Origin of the sequence: Hymenobacter fodinae (assembly GCF_004745825.1) — a bacterium.
Classification (GTDB): Bacteria; Bacteroidota; Bacteroidia; order Cytophagales; family Hymenobacteraceae; genus Hymenobacter; species Hymenobacter fodinae.
This window is the reverse complement of record NZ_SRLA01000002.1, coordinates 1,067,881-1,081,716: the sequence shown is the minus strand read 5'-3', so window position 1 is coordinate 1,081,716 and position 13,836 is coordinate 1,067,881. Positions and strand designations below refer to the sequence as shown.

Sequence of the window (13,836 nt, the reverse complement as noted above, 5' to 3'; positions counted from 1 at the left end):
CCGCACGACGGCTCTTCCCCGGTATAACTAACCCGTCTTAAATCAGTTACATACCTACACCCACCTCGTCCGTTGCCATGAAGATTTTGCTCACCGGGGCCAACGGCTACATTGGCCAGCGCCTCTTGCCATTACTAGTTGAAGCGGGCCATGAGGTGGTATGCCTCGTGAGGGACCCGCGCCGCTTTGAGCTGCCGGAGAGCCTGCGCGCCAAGATTACGGTGGCGCAGGGCGACTTACTCCAGCCGGAAAGTCTGCAAGACCTGCCCCTCGACGTGGAGGTGGCCTACTACCTGGTGCACTCCATGAGCGGGCACGACAAAAACTTCTTCGACTCAGAGCAGCGCTCGGCCCAGAACTTTACCGAGTACATCAACCGTACCACGGCGCGCCAAGTTATCTACCTCTCGGGTATTGCCAACGATGCTTCCCTAAGCACTCACCTCCGCTCCCGCCGCTCCGTGGAGCGCGTGCTCGATGAGGCCGAGCACGCCGCCCTTACCGTACTTAGGGCCAGCATTATCATCGGATCGGGCTCTGCGTCGTTTGAGATTATTCGGGATTTGGTGGAAAAGCTGCCCGTGATGGTCACGCCCCGCTGGCTGAACTCCCGCTGCCAGCCCATCGGCATCCGCGACGTGATGTACTACTTGACCCACGTGCTCGGTAACCCCGCCTGCCTAGGCCGTTCCTTTGATATTGGCGGGCCCGATGTGCTGACCTACCGCGAAATGCTGCTGCAACTCGCCAAGGCCCGCGGCTACAGGCGCTACATCTTCACGGTGCCCGTGCTCACGCCGCGGCTGTCGTCGTGGTGGCTATATCTGGTGACCAGCACCACCTTTTCGTTGGCCCAGAGCCTAGTGGAAAGCTTGCGCAATGATACGGTAGTGGACCCCAAGCGCAGTATCGACGAGGTACTGCCGCACGAGTGCATGAATTACCAGGATGCAGTGCAGCTAGCCTTTCAGCGCATCGACCAGAACGAGGTAGTGAGCAGTTGGAGTGACGCACTCAGCAGCGGAGTGATGCCCCGCAACTACATGGACCACATCCAGATTCCGCAGCACGGCCTGCTGCAAGACCGCCAATCCCTGCGCTTCACCCGCGACCCAAAGGAAGTGTTGCAAAACGTTTGGAGCATTGGCGGCGACCGGGGCTGGTACAAGGTTGATTGGCTGTGGCGGGTACGGGGCCTGCTGGATAAGCTGGTGGGCGGCGTAGGCCTGCGCCGGGGCCGCCGCTCTCCCACCAAGCTCCGCGCCGGTGACCCTCTCGACTTCTGGCGCGTGCTCGTGGCCGACAAATCCGCCCGCCGCCTGCTGCTCTACGCCGAAATGAAGCTCCCCGGCGAAGCCTGGTTGCAGTTCCGCATCCTGGATAATGAAGATGGTTCGCACACCTTAGAGCAGCTCGCCGCCTTCCGCCCCGAGGGGTTAGCCGGCCGCCTGTACTGGTACTCACTGGTGCCCTTCCACTTTGTCATCTTCAAGGGCATGATTGAGAACATTGTGCAGTATGAGGTGCCTTCGGCGCCGGGGTCTGCTCCCACTGAGCAGCAGCAAGCACGACCTAGGCCAGTTACGGGTTAAACGTCCGCATTGACAAGAAGCTTTCAGCGCCTGTAAAGTCCTTTAGCCCTCTATTTAAAACTCAATTTAACAGCACGTTACGTGCACAAGCACATCCCTAAAAAGTCTCGTACTGTTGAGTATTGGCTAGCACTGCTGAGCCTTAGGCGTATACCTTCGGTTCGTTATTCATCCCCTACCAATTCCTTATTGCGGGGCCCTTCCAGCCTCCCTTATTCCTTCCCATCATTAGGCAATTATCCGGCCGCTCTTCGTCCCCTGTTCCAGGTACGAAGGCGGCTTTTTTACCGGTATCCGGTGAAGCAACTGACTTTCCAAATTCTAGTAACCGACGGTTTGCCGCGGCATTAATAAAAAGAGCACAACCCACCGGGTTGCGCTCTTTTTATTAAGCTTCACCTGAATTCCTAGTGGCCTAGGGGTTCTCGGGCAGCAGAGTCGCATCTTCGAAGTTGCCGAGGATAGGCTTGCTGCCTTCGGTTACGGCTTCTACGAGGAGGGCGCCGCCAACGAAAGCGCCCTTCCAAGACTCGCCTAGGCCACCGAACACTTCTTCCCGGTCGCCGCGAGAGCGGAGCTTGTTAAGGCCTACTTTGAAGGCGCGCACTTCCTTGGCCGTGCGGGCGGCCCACTTCTGGTCATCACTGGCTACAGCCGCTACCAGAGCGCCGTTGGAGATGTTCATCTCCCCAACCAGTTCCTCCACGCGGTCAACGAGCACGATGGAGTCGATGGGGCCGAAGGGTTCTTTGAAGTACAGCTCGCTCTGGCGGGGCAGGTTTACCAGGGCGCGGGGGGCGCGGTAGGCGCTCATATCCTGACCGGGCAGAAACAGGCTTTCATCCAACTTGCCCTCAAAAATGGGCGTGGCGCCGGTTTTGAGGGCGTTATCGTAGAGACGGTCCAGGTCTTCGGCCTGGCGGGCGTTGATTACGGGGCCAAACGCCAGATCGGGCAGCTTATCGTCGGCATTATCGACCAGCGTGGGGTTACCCACTTTCAGGCCCTTGATGGTATTCCAGTAGGTTTCCACGAACTGCGGGAACAGGCGACGCTCTACCACGAAGCGCACGTAGGCTGTGCAACGCTGCTTGCCGTAGTCGTAGCCCTTCTTGAGCTGCTCGGAGAGGCCGTCCCAGTCACTGTAGTTCCAGATGCCGTAGGTGTTCACGCCTTCCATTTCCAGCATGTAGCGCTTGTGCTCCTGGCTCAGGGCATCGGCGATGTTGCGGCCGTTATAGCGGCCACCCACAAATGAGAGGCAGTCAACAGCTTCGTGCTTCACTAGCACGTCGCTGAGTTCCCCACCCGAGCCGCTCACCAGCGTTACAGGCAGGCCACAACGGCGAGCAATGGCGAAGGCCAGACTCAGGGAAATAAAGCCGCCGTCGGTGGGCGTTTTGGCAATAACGGAGTTGCCGCATAGCGCCTGTACCAGCACCGCATGCAACAGCACCGACATGGGGTAGTTCCAGGAGGCAATGTTGCTCACAAGGCCTAGCGGCTTGCGCGAGTTGAGCATGCCTTCGATGTTATCCACGTACCACTGCACACCGTCAATGGCGCGGTCGATGTCGGTGAAGCCCAGCTTATAAGTCTTGCCGATTTCCCAGATCAGCAGCTTGCCGATCAGGTCTACTTGGTCGCGGAGCTGGTTGAGGCAGTCCTGCACGCGGCGCTTGCGCTCATCCAGGTCGGTGGCAGCCCAAGCGGTGGCTTCCTGCTTGGCGGCCAGCACGGAGCGCAGAGCAGTTGCGTGGTCGAGCATGGGCAGTGAACCCAGCTCCGAGCCATCAACTGGGGAGGTAAACGGGCGGGGTTTGCCGGGCTCCTGCCAGCGCCCCTCCAACAGATTCAGAAACTGCCCGTTGGCGGTAAACACTTCCGGGGTAATCGACTTCATCTGGTTCAGCAACCCGCCGAACTCTACTTGGGGCGAAATGATTTTTGGCATGGTGAGGAGAGGAGTCGCCGCGAAAGGGCTGATTGGTGTAGCGTGCTCCCTAAAGAAGATTAGAGTAGAATTGTTTGCACTACAAGACTGGCCTAGCGGCCGGCACCTGCTGCCGGAGTCTCGAGAACAGAAGCCGTTTGTGCCTCACTAGCGCAGGCTAAGAGCCTGTTTACCAACTCGGGCGAGCCAATATACAAGGGCGCGCGCTGATGATATTCAGTTGGCACTATATCCAGTACTTTTTCTTCGCCGGCCATGGCCTCACCACCGGCTTGCTCAATCAGGAAGGCCAACGGGTATCCCTCGTAGAGCAGCCGGAGCTTGCCATTGGGCGTTTTGCGGGTAGGCGGGTATAGGTAAATACCGCCCGTAAATAGGTTGCGGTGGTAATCAGCCACCAGGGAGCCCACATACCGCCCGCTCATCGACTTCTCCTTGCACTGCATCAGAAAGTCGCGCACGTACTGGGGGTAGTCGAACCAGTAGCCCTCGTTGCAGGAAAACACGTTGCCCGAGGCCGGAATAGTGATGTTGGGGTGCGAGAGGAAGAACTCGCCCAGGGAGTTTTCATAGGTGAAGCCCACCACACCGTGCCCGGTGGTGTACACAAGCATGGTGCTGGAACCATACAGGATGTACCCTGCCGCCACCTGCCGGCGGCCACCCTGCAAGAAGTCTCCTCGGGTGGCCTCCTGGCCTACCGGCGACACGCGCCGGTAGATGCTGAAGATGGTCCCGATGCTAATGTTCACATCGATATTCGAGGAGCCATCCAGCGGGTCGATGGCCACCACGTACTTGCCCTGGCAGTTGCCCGTGTGAATCATATCGTCCTCTTCCTCCGATAGCACCGCGCAGGCCTCGCGCCCGTTCGTTAAGGCCCGAATGAAGCGGATATTGGCCTCTACATCGAGCTTTTGCTGGCTTTCGCCCTGCACGTTCTGCTGGCCCATGGCCCCGATGATGCTAGTCAGGCCCGCCCGGTTTACTTCCCGGTTTACAATTTTGCCGGCCAACGCAATGTCGCGCAGCAGCTGCGAGAGCTCTCCCGTAGCGTAAGCAAACTCGGCCTGATTGCGCATGATGTAGCGCTCCAGCGTAGTGCCCACGGGTTGGGCCAACGTATTCTCGCGGTTGATACTCATAACTTGAAGGAAGAAATGGATGAAAGCAGCCGAGAGCTGCGGCGGCGTCCCGAATGCTTGATGGCCCCTAACCTCCACGCACATCCGTTGGCCGCCGCAGTGTTGCTCGGTCTAAATTATGTAAGCTGGTGGCCTAGGCCACTCTTGGGTTCTTTGTAAGCTGTCTCAAACGGTACCATAAGGACACAGGCTACCCAGTCATCACGCAATTGGCACTGCCGGCATGATGAGTTGCACTATCCGTAAAGTGGCTCTGGTTAGCTCTTGGCTTCGGGCTGTTTCTGGGACTGCCACAGCACTACCTGCCAGCCCTTCTTGGGGTCTTTCACTTGCACCACCACGTACTTGAGGTGGGCCAGGTTGGCCGAGCCATCGGGCTTGTTAGGCAGCGTAATGGTAATGGTGCCATTCACTACGGCTGCTTTACCGTCGTTGTAAGCTCGCACGTTTAGGGCTTCCACGTCAATCTTCTCGTACTGGCTTTTACCGTCACGGATGGACTGAATGTACTCCTGCTTGTTGTTCTGGTGGCCGTTGGAGTGGGTGTACACGAGGTCATCGGCAAACACTTTTTCCAGGAAGGCATAGTCCTTTTTCACCTGAGCCTCGAAGCGCTGACGCTCCAGCTTCTCTACCTCCGAAATGGCAACTACGTCTTTCTTCGTTTTAGTTTGAGCGAAGATATAGGCGGGCATGGCTAGCAGAGCCAGCAGCAACAGCAGGGCTGATTTTTTCATAACAGGAAGAGGGAAAGGAGTTAGCGAGTCGGAGCTGCCGCGGGCGGCACGTCGTCAAGCTGAATCTGCTTCATGGTAGGCGCCAGGAAGTGCATGAGCACCCAAGCCAGCAGGTAGGCCCCGCCGCAAATCCAGAACATGATGAAGTAGGCCTTGTCGAGCTGCCCAATACTCTCGTAGTACACGAACATGCGCTTCTGCACCAGGGCCGAGAGCAGAATACCGCCCATACCGCCGGCCATGCCACCAATACCCGTTACCGAGGCCACGGCCCGCTTCGGGAACATGTCAGAAACGGTGGTGAAGATGTTGGCGCTCCAGGCTTGGTGTGCGGCAGCCGCAATACCAATTACCAGTACCGCCAGCCACATGTTTATCTGGCCTAGCTGCTGCGCAAACACAATCGGGAATACGCACAGGGCAATCAGCAGCATGGACGTTTTGCGGGCTTTGAAGGCCGGCATGCCGTGCTTGATGAAGTTCAGCGGAATCCAGCCGCCCCCAATGCTGCCCACGCTAGAAAGCATGTACACCATAGCTACGGGCAGAGCAATGTCGGTGCCCTTGAGGCCGTACTGTTTGGTGAGAAAGTCAGGCAACCAGAATAGATAGAACCACCACACGGGGTCGGTCAGGAACTTGCCGAGTACGAAGCCCCAGGTTTGCCGGAAGGTCAGAAGCTTAAACCACGATACCTTGGGTTGGGTCTCGATGGAAGCTGCGGCCAGATCATCTACATCACTGTGGATGTACTCAAACTCGGCTTTGGTCAGCTTAGCGTGCCGAGCGGGCACTTCATAGAGCATAAACCACAGCACCAGCCACACAAACCCCAGGGCACCCGTGATAATAAAAGCCCATTTCCAGCCCCAGGTTTCCGCAATCCACGGCACGGTAAGTGGGGCGATGATGGCGCCCACGTTGGAGCCGGAGTTGAAGATACCGGTGGCCAAGGCCCGCTCCTTCTGCGGGAACCACTCCGCCGTCGTTTTAATGGCAGCCGGGAAATTGCCCGCCTCCGTCACCCCCAAAAAGGCGCGCGCAACGCTAAAACCCAGGGTGCTACTCACTAAAGCGTGCCCAATGGCTGCTAAGCTCCACAAGAATGTGGAGAGGGCATAGCCCATCTTCGTGCCGAGCTTGTCAATGATGCGCCCCACACCCAGCATACCCAGCGAGTAGGCCAGTTTAAACGCAATTTCAATGTTGGCGTAGTCGCCGGCGTTCCAGTGAAACTCGGTTTCCAGGTACGGTTTCAGCAGGGAGATAACCGCCCGGTCGAGGTAGTTCACCGTGGTGGCGAAGAACACTAGGGAGCAGATGGTCCAGCGGTACTTGCCAATGGAGGTGGCAGTTGCCGTTGCAGCGGGTGGGGTTTGTATCATAGAGGTCGGGCTGAATTCGGTGGGAGATACTCTAGGTGCTGCAGGGAGGGCTAGGGCAGCCGGCGCACCAACCCAGATCGTGAGACTATTTCTTTAAGGTACCGACAAACTCCAGCAACTGCGCAATTTGCTGGCTGAAGGCCTGGGTGTCATCCACGTTTTTAAAGAGTTGGGAGCCCATACCTACCACGTTTACGCCAGCCGCAAACCACTCGCGCAGGCTTTCCTCGGTGGGCTCCACGCCGCCCGTCACCATCAGCGGCACCGTGGGCATGGGGCCACGCAGACTCTTGATGAAACCAGGGCCTACCACGTTACCGGGGAAGATTTTGACGATGGCAGCGCCCAGTTTGGTAGCTTGGTACACCTCCCCCACCGTCATGGTACCGGGCAGCCAGGGCGTGCCGTGGTTCCGGCACACCTCAGCTACTTCCGTTGTCAAGCAAGGCTGCACCACAAAGTCGGCGCCGGCCTGAATGAAACGTTCGGCATCTTCGGCGGTATAAATGGTACCGATGCCCAGCAACATGCCGGGGCAATTTTTCTGCACGAAGGGCATCAGGGCCGAGAACACCTCAAAGGCATTAGCCCCGCGGTTCGTGAATTCAAAGACGCGTAAGCCACCCTCGTAGCAGGCCTGCAGAATACGCTGGGCGTAGGCCACATCGGCGTGAAAAAATACCGGTACGATGGGCGTATCCAGTACGATCTGTTGAATGGCAGCGGTAGAATAACGAGGCATGAGTCAGAAGTATCAGTTGCTAGGCCAGTAAAGAGTGGCCTAGAAAGGGGATTCAAATTAAGTTACCGCAACAGGCGGCCCGAGGTATTGCCGGCCATGATGTGCTCTACTTCCGCGGCCGTCACCAGGTTGATATCGCCGTGAATGGTGTGCTTCAGGGCCGATGCGGCCGTGGCAAACGTAAGGGCCTCGGCTACGGTGGAGTACTTCTGGCTGCCGTAGATGAAGCCGGAAATAAACGAGTCGCCGCCCCCAATGCGGTCTACTACGGGGTTGATGTCGAAGTCTTCGGTTTCGTGGAAGGTGCCGTCGATGTAGGCAATACCGCGGATACGCTCGTGGGAAGCGCTCTGGGTATTGCGGCGGGTAGCAATGATGCGCTTGATCTGGGGGAAGCGCTTAATTAACTTCTCACTCATGGAAACGAAGCTGTTCTCGGCCCCTGCCTCGGCCTTGATACCAAACAGATCTTCGGCGTCGCCCTCGGTGCACACCACCATGTCGCAGCCGGCTACTAGCGGGGGCATTACGTCTTGGGCGCGCTGCCCATACTGCCATAGGTTGCGGCGGTAATTCACGTCGGCCGAAACCGTGATGCCTAAGCGGCGGGCCGCTTGAATGGCATCGGCGGTGGCTTGCGCGGCCGTGGCCGAAACGGCAGGCGTAATGCCCGTCCAGTGCAGGCAGCTAGCGTCTTGCAGGATTTCATCCCAGTTAAACCACTCTGGCTGCAGGTTGGCAAACGCGGAGTTATACCGATCATACACGATACGACTAGCCCGCAACGAGGCGCCTACCTCCAGGAAATACAGGCCTAGCCGGTCGCCTTTGAATACGCAGCGGCTCATATCCACCCCCAACCGCTGAAACGATTGGGCAGCGGCTTGGCCTAGCTCGTTGTCGGGGAAGCAGCCCACGTGCGCGGCCGGCATGCCTAACCGCGCCAGCGAGGCCGCCACGTTAGCATCACCGCCGCCGTAGGTTATTTCCAACGAGCTGGCCTGCGTGAGCCGGTAATTCAACGGCGGCGAGAGCCGCATCATAATCTCACCAAAGGTGACAACTTTCTTCATGTTGGAAAGCAGCTAAGAGCTAAAGACTAGTTCCCCTCCTCAGCGGAGGAGAGGCTAGGGGTGGTTGAAGTGGCCTAGAACGATTTTTTAAGGCTAAGACTAAGTGCTAGTGAATGTTCAACGATTGGTCAACCACCCCTAGCCCCTCCTTAGCTAAGAAGGAGGGGAACTAGTCTTTAGCTCTAGCTAGGCCACTTCAGCCGTTTCCGATACTCCGGCTTTCACAAAACCAAAGTACTCCTTGGCGTTGCCGTAGCAGATATTCTGGATGATCTGGCCCAGGCCTTCGATGTCATCGGGCAGTTCGCCGTTTTCCACGTCGTTGCCGAACAGGTTGCAAAGCACGCGGCGGAAGTACTCGTGGCGAGGGTATGAGAGGAAGCTACGCGAATCGGTGAGCATGCCCACGAAACGGCTCAGCAGGCCCATGTTGGAAAGAGCGTTGATTTGTTTCTCCATACCGTCCTTCTGATCCAAGAACCACCAGCCCGAACCGAACTGCACCTTACCCGCCACCGAGCCATCGTTGAAGTTGCCAATCATGGTGGCAATCAACTCGTTATCGGCGGGGTTCAGATTGTAGATGATAGTTTTAGCGAGCTTGTCCTGCCCGTCGAGGCGGTCCATGAACTTTGACAGGGCGCGGCCTTGGGGGAAGTCACCAATGGAGTCCCAGCCGGTATCGGGGCCCAACTCACGCAGCATGCGGGAGTTGTTGTTACGAAGAGCACCCAAGTGAAACTGCTGAGTCCAGCCTTTCTCCCAGTCCATCTCCGCCAGCAGCACCAGCATGGCCGACTTAAACTTCAGCACTTCCTCCTGACCTAGCTCCTCCCCTCCTCGCACTTTGGCAAAGATATCTAGCACCTCAGCGGCCGTGTAATCGGCAGCGTAAATCTGCTCTAGTCCATGGTCAGAAAGGCGGCAGCCCAGAGCGGCGAAGTAGTCGTGGCGAAGGCGAAGGGCCTTCTCTAAATCGTGGAAGGTTTTGATCTCCACGGCCGCCGACTGGCCTAGCTTATCCAAATACTCGTTATAGGCCGCAGCGTTTTCGGGCGTCATGGCTTTATCGGCCCGGAACGTAGGCAGCACCTGCACCTCGTAGCCGCTGGCGGCCAGGGCGCGGTGGTGCTCCAGGGTGTCAGCGGGGTCGTCGGTGGTGCAGAGCGTCTCCACGTTCATCATACGTAGCAGATTTCGCACGGAGTACTCAGGGGTACGCAGCTTCTCGTTGCACTGGTCGTAGATGCGGCGGGCACTGGCCGGGTTGAGCAGCTCCGTGATACCGAAGTAGCGGCGTAGCTCTAGGTGCGTCCAGTGATAAAGGGGGTTGCGCACTGTTTGGGGCACAGTTTCGGCCCATTTCTCAAACTTTTCCCAGTCAGAAGCATCACCCGTGATGTAGCGCTCAGGCACGCCGTTGGCCCGCATAGCGCGCCACTTATAATGGTCGCCGTAGAGCCAGATCTGGGTGATAGTATCGAACTGCTTATCCTCCGCAATCTGGTCGGGCAAGAGGTGGTTGTGGTAGTCGATGATGGGCATCTGCTTGGCATACTCGTGGTAGAGCGTGCTGGCCGTGGCCGTTTGCAGCAGGAAGTCGTCGTTGAGAAATGGCTTCATAACCAACAAAAATTAGGGGCGGAACCCGTCAAAATCACGGGTGGGTAGAGGGTAAAGGTATCAGCTTCCGACTGGCCTAGGGTGGGTTTTGGCGGCTTTTTTAACGGAAACGATTACGGTAGGTGGGTACTTACTGGCCTAGTGGGCCCGGTGAAGTATGTTGTCATGCTGAGCGCAGCCGAAGCATCTCTACCTCTGGCTAACCAACTTGGCTAGGCCTATTGCAACGAAGCGGTAGAGATGCTTCGGCTGCGCTCAGCATGACGTTCTTTTTAGCCCGATAGTCAAGACTCTACAGCGACACACCACGTTTCCAGGGGATGAAGTCGGTTTGCCCGTGGCGCACGGCGGCAACTTCTTCGCCGCTGGCTACCCGGATGATGTAGTCCAGAATCCGCTCTCCGGCCTGTTCGATGGTTTCTTCGCCATCAATCACGGTGCCGGTGTTCAGGTCGATAATATCGGGCATACGCTTGGCCAGCGCCGTATTGCTCGAAATCTTTACCACGGGTGCAATGGGGTTACCGGTAGGCGTTCCTAGGCCAGTGGTAAAGAGCACCACGGTAGCGCCCGAACCTACTTCCGCCGTCGTCGATTCTACGTCGTTGCCGGGGGTGCATAGCAGGTTCAGGCCAGGCTGTGTTACGGGCTCGGGGTAGTCGAGCACGGCCACAACAGGCGACGAACCACCTTTGCGGGCCGCCCCCGCCGACTTCATAGCATCGGTAATCAACCCGTCGCGGATGTTGCCCGGCGAGGGGTTCATGTCGAAGCCCGAACCCACGGCTACAGCCGAGTCGCCGTAGGCTTTCATCAAGGAGCTGAAACGCTCCGCCGTGGCAGTGTTTACGCTACGATCAACGAGTTCCTGTTCTACACCGCATAGCTCCGGGAACTCCGCTAGAATAACGGAGCCACCAAGGGCCACCATCAGATCGGAAACGTGGCCTACGGCGGGGTTGGCCGAGATACCAGAAAAGCCATCAGAGCCACCGCACTCTAGGCCTATACACAGCTTGCTTAAGGGGGCGGGCTGGCGTTGGAGTTGGTTGGCTTGCATCAGGCCCGCGAAGGTCTGGCGCAGAGCCGTGCTCACCAATGTTTCCTCAGTGCCTAGCTTCTGCTGCTCCAGAATGAACAGGGGCTTATCGAAGTTGGGGCTGCGCTTGTTGATTTCGTCCTGCAGCATGCTCACCTGGGCGTTCTGGCAGCCTAGGCTCAGCACCGTAGCACCGGCCACATTGGGGTGGGTGATATAGCCGGCCAGCAGGCCGCACAGCGTTTGGGCATCCTGGCGGATACCGCCGCAGCCGCCCTCGTGGCTCAGGAACCGAATGCCGTCTACGTTCGGGAAGGGTTTGGCTTTCGGCTGGTTGATTTCAGCAGAGTGCAGATCCGTAGCCAGAATTTCCTCTACTGATTTGCCGGCCTGCATGAGTTCCAGCAAGGCCTGGGTTTGGGGCTGATACGACTTGCGGCGCGCGTAGCCAAGGTCGTTTACCAACGCTTCTTCCAGCACCTGAATGTTGCGGTTCTCGCAGAACACCAGCGGAATTACCAGCCAGTAGTTCGAGGTGCCCACGCTCCCATCAGAGCGGTGGTAGCCCATGAAGGTGCGGTCTTGCCACTTGCTCACGTCAGGGGCCTGCCACTCGGCGCGGCGCTGGTGGTGCTCGTCGTAGCTGTCGGTGGCGTGCTTCATGTTGGCCGTGGTCAGGAGGCCACCTACGCCAATAGCTTCGCGTGCTTTCCCCACTAGCACGCCGTACATGTGCACGGGGTCGCCGGGGGCGAGAAACTCCAGGGCTAATTTATGCTTGGCCGGAATCCGGTCGGTAGTAGTAACGGTGGTGCCTTCCCAGGTGACGGGCGTGCCCACAGGGAGGTCCGTGAGGGCCACTAGCACGTTATCCTGCGGATGTATTTTGGCTACCAGATGTTTCATTTCTTCAGAGTATTTGCAGTCTGTACCAGACCGTGTTCAGAACGCAGATGTAGTCATGGGGGCGACAGGCCTAGCAGGGGCTTCTGCGGCAATGCTAGGCCATTTGCCTATTCCGCCGTGGCCTTTTGCCCAACAGTTTTGTTGAGCGTTTCGGCTACGGTGGCGTGGGCTCCCTGCGTCAACAATTTTTCAAGGTAACGAGTTACCGCCGCCCCAAAACCCGGCAGCGCCGCTAGGTCGTGGCCCCACAGTGCCTGGTTGTGCAGCACGGTGCGGGTAAGCTCGGCGGGCTGCTGGCGGCTCCAGAGGTCGGCAAAGTAGTCGGCCTTTTCATCCTGGATGGGGTAGGCCACTCCGTTGGATTCGCCGTACCACACCTGCTCCTCCTGGTGGGTGCCCCGCATGAAGAGCAAGTACGCCGCAAAGCCCAGCGCCATGTAGTGCGGCACAGCATTGAGCTGCTTGTAATAATGCAGCAGCGTGGGCACGTTGCGCATGTGCATCTTGGCCGTGTAGTTCATGGTAATGGCCAGCCAGCGGTGCTCAATAGCCGGGTTGCGGAAACGGTCCAGCACCTGCATTCCGAAGCGCTGGCCCGCCTTTTCATCTACAGCGTACGGAATGCCCGGCAGCAGATCGGCCAGCATCAGGTTGTGAATGAAGCCCGCTACGCAGCTGTCTTCCATGGCTTCACGCACCGTGCCAAAGCCGGCCAAGAAGGCCAGGCCACAGCTCAGCGTATGGGTGCCATTTAGCAGGCGCAGCTTCATCTCCCGGAACAGGTTGATGTTGGGCTGCACAATCACGCCGGCGTCCACCTGCTCAAACGACAAAATCTGCTTCACCCGCTCGTCGCCCTCAATGGCCCAGAGCGTGTACACCTCCGACATGGTCAGCAGCTCGTCTTCGTAGCCTAGCTCAACGACCAGCTCGGCTTGCACGTTAGCGGCGGGGCGGCCTGGCACAATGCGGTCAACCAAGGAGTTGCACACCTGGTTGGCGGTTTCCAGCCAATCGATAAACTCGGCGTCGAGGTTGTTGCGGTGGGCTTGCTCCAGCAGGATGGCTTCCAGCTTAGTGCCGTTGTCCGGAATCAGCTCGGTGGGCACAATCACTAGGCCCTTCTCCTTGTCGCCGCCAAACGCTTGGAAGCGGGCGTGTAGGAAAGCCAGCAGCTTGCCGGGGAATGAGACTGGCGGGCTCTGGGTCACATCGTCGGCTACCAGCTGAATACCAACCTCAGTAGTATTAGAAATTACCACCTGCAAGTCAGGATTGGCGGCGCAGGCTAGAATCTCGGCCCACTGGCTCTTGGCCGACAGCACCCGGCTGATGGCCGAGCACACCACGTTTTCCTCCACTTCGCGGCCGTCCTCAATCCCGCGGATACCGAGCGTATAGAGTCCATCTTGGCGGGTGAAGGCGTCGATGTCGCCGCCGTCGGTGCTTTTCACCACCACAATGCGGCCGTTGAACACGCCCTGGCGGTTGGCCTTGTCGATGAGGTAGTCGGGCAGGCCGCGCAGGAGCACGCCCGTGCCGAATTGCAGAACTTTCTCGGGCAGCTCAAACAGCTCCGGAGTTGGCAATGCGGCGGCCGAAGTGGCCTGCAGTACGAATTCTTTTGATAAGTGTGGCAT

10 protein-coding genes are annotated in these 13,836 nt (G+C 58.2%); 1 reads left to right on the top strand and 9 read right to left on the bottom strand.

The annotated features are described in order from the left end of the window. Positions 1-77 precede the first annotated feature (77 nt). Positions 78-1,592 carry an SDR family oxidoreductase gene (locus tag EU556_RS11875; RefSeq protein WP_135434317.1) on the top strand — a complete coding sequence of 505 codons (1,515 nt, stop codon included), beginning with the start codon at positions 78-80 and terminating at the stop codon, positions 1,590-1,592. A 415-nt stretch (positions 1,593-2,007) separates the two neighbouring features. Here the strand turns inward: EU556_RS11875 and EU556_RS11870 are convergent, their stop codons facing one another. From EU556_RS11870 to EU556_RS11830, 9 genes are all read right to left on the bottom strand, one after another. Further along, the gene (locus EU556_RS11870; RefSeq protein WP_135434316.1) at positions 2,008-3,546 is read right to left on the bottom strand and encodes an aldehyde dehydrogenase family protein; all 1,539 of its coding nucleotides are present in this window, start codon (positions 3,544-3,546) and stop codon (positions 2,008-2,010) included. A 92-nt stretch (positions 3,547-3,638) separates the two neighbouring features. Then, a complete protein-coding gene (gene fbp / locus EU556_RS11865) occupies positions 3,639-4,691 on the bottom strand; it encodes a class 1 fructose-bisphosphatase (RefSeq protein WP_135434315.1) in 1,053 nt (350 codons plus the stop codon). 257 nt (positions 4,692-4,948) lie between these two features. Beyond that, on the bottom strand, positions 4,949-5,428 hold the full coding sequence (locus EU556_RS11860) for a nuclear transport factor 2 family protein (RefSeq protein WP_135434314.1): 480 nt from the start codon (positions 5,426-5,428) through the stop codon (positions 4,949-4,951). A 20-nt stretch (positions 5,429-5,448) separates the two neighbouring features. Beyond that, on the bottom strand, positions 5,449-6,813 hold the full coding sequence (locus EU556_RS11855; protein WP_135434313.1) for an MFS transporter: 1,365 nt from the start codon (positions 6,811-6,813) through the stop codon (positions 5,449-5,451). Between the two features lie 85 nt (positions 6,814-6,898). Then, on the bottom strand, positions 6,899-7,555 hold the full coding sequence (locus EU556_RS11850; protein WP_135434312.1) for a beta/alpha barrel domain-containing protein: 657 nt from the start codon (positions 7,553-7,555) through the stop codon (positions 6,899-6,901). A gap of 62 nt (positions 7,556-7,617) precedes the next feature. Further along, positions 7,618-8,628 carry a sugar kinase gene (locus EU556_RS11845; protein ID WP_135434311.1) on the bottom strand — a complete coding sequence of 337 codons (1,011 nt, stop codon included), beginning with the start codon at positions 8,626-8,628 and terminating at the stop codon, positions 7,618-7,620. A 186-nt stretch (positions 8,629-8,814) separates the two neighbouring features. Further along, a complete protein-coding gene (gene uxaC, locus EU556_RS11840) occupies positions 8,815-10,251 on the bottom strand; it encodes a glucuronate isomerase (protein ID WP_135434310.1) in 1,437 nt (478 codons plus the stop codon). Positions 10,252-10,543: 292 nt separating this feature from the next. Continuing rightward, positions 10,544-12,196, bottom strand: coding sequence for a UxaA family hydrolase (locus tag EU556_RS11835; RefSeq protein ID WP_135434309.1), 1,653 nt, complete (start codon positions 12,194-12,196; stop codon positions 10,544-10,546). Positions 12,197-12,303: 107 nt separating this feature from the next. Next, positions 12,304-13,836: a tagaturonate reductase gene (locus EU556_RS11830; RefSeq protein WP_135434308.1), complete on the bottom strand. Its 1,533-nt coding sequence runs from the start codon at positions 13,834-13,836 to the stop codon at positions 12,304-12,306.

Coding starts and splice junctions, on each gene's coding strand:
- uxaC (WP_135434310.1), bottom strand. CDS start 10,251: ATGAAGCCATTTCTCAACGACGACTTCCTGCTGCAAACGGCCACGGCC.
- EU556_RS11875 (WP_135434317.1), top strand. CDS start 78: ATGAAGATTTTGCTCACCGGGGCCAACGGCTACATTGGCCAGCGCCTC.
- EU556_RS11830 (WP_135434308.1), bottom strand. CDS start 13,836: ATGCCACACTTATCAAAAGAATTCGTACTGCAGGCCACTTCGGCCGCC.
- EU556_RS11855 (WP_135434313.1), bottom strand. CDS start 6,813: ATGATACAAACCCCACCCGCTGCAACGGCAACTGCCACCTCCATTGGC.
- EU556_RS11835 (WP_135434309.1), bottom strand. CDS start 12,196: ATGAAACATCTGGTAGCCAAAATACATCCGCAGGATAACGTGCTAGTG.
- fbp (WP_135434315.1), bottom strand. CDS start 4,691: ATGAGTATCAACCGCGAGAATACGTTGGCCCAACCCGTGGGCACTACG.
- EU556_RS11870 (WP_135434316.1), bottom strand. CDS start 3,546: ATGCCAAAAATCATTTCGCCCCAAGTAGAGTTCGGCGGGTTGCTGAAC.
- EU556_RS11850 (WP_135434312.1), bottom strand. CDS start 7,555: ATGCCTCGTTATTCTACCGCTGCCATTCAACAGATCGTACTGGATACG.
- EU556_RS11860 (WP_135434314.1), bottom strand. CDS start 5,428: ATGAAAAAATCAGCCCTGCTGTTGCTGCTGGCTCTGCTAGCCATGCCC.
- EU556_RS11845 (WP_135434311.1), bottom strand. CDS start 8,628: ATGAAGAAAGTTGTCACCTTTGGTGAGATTATGATGCGGCTCTCGCCG.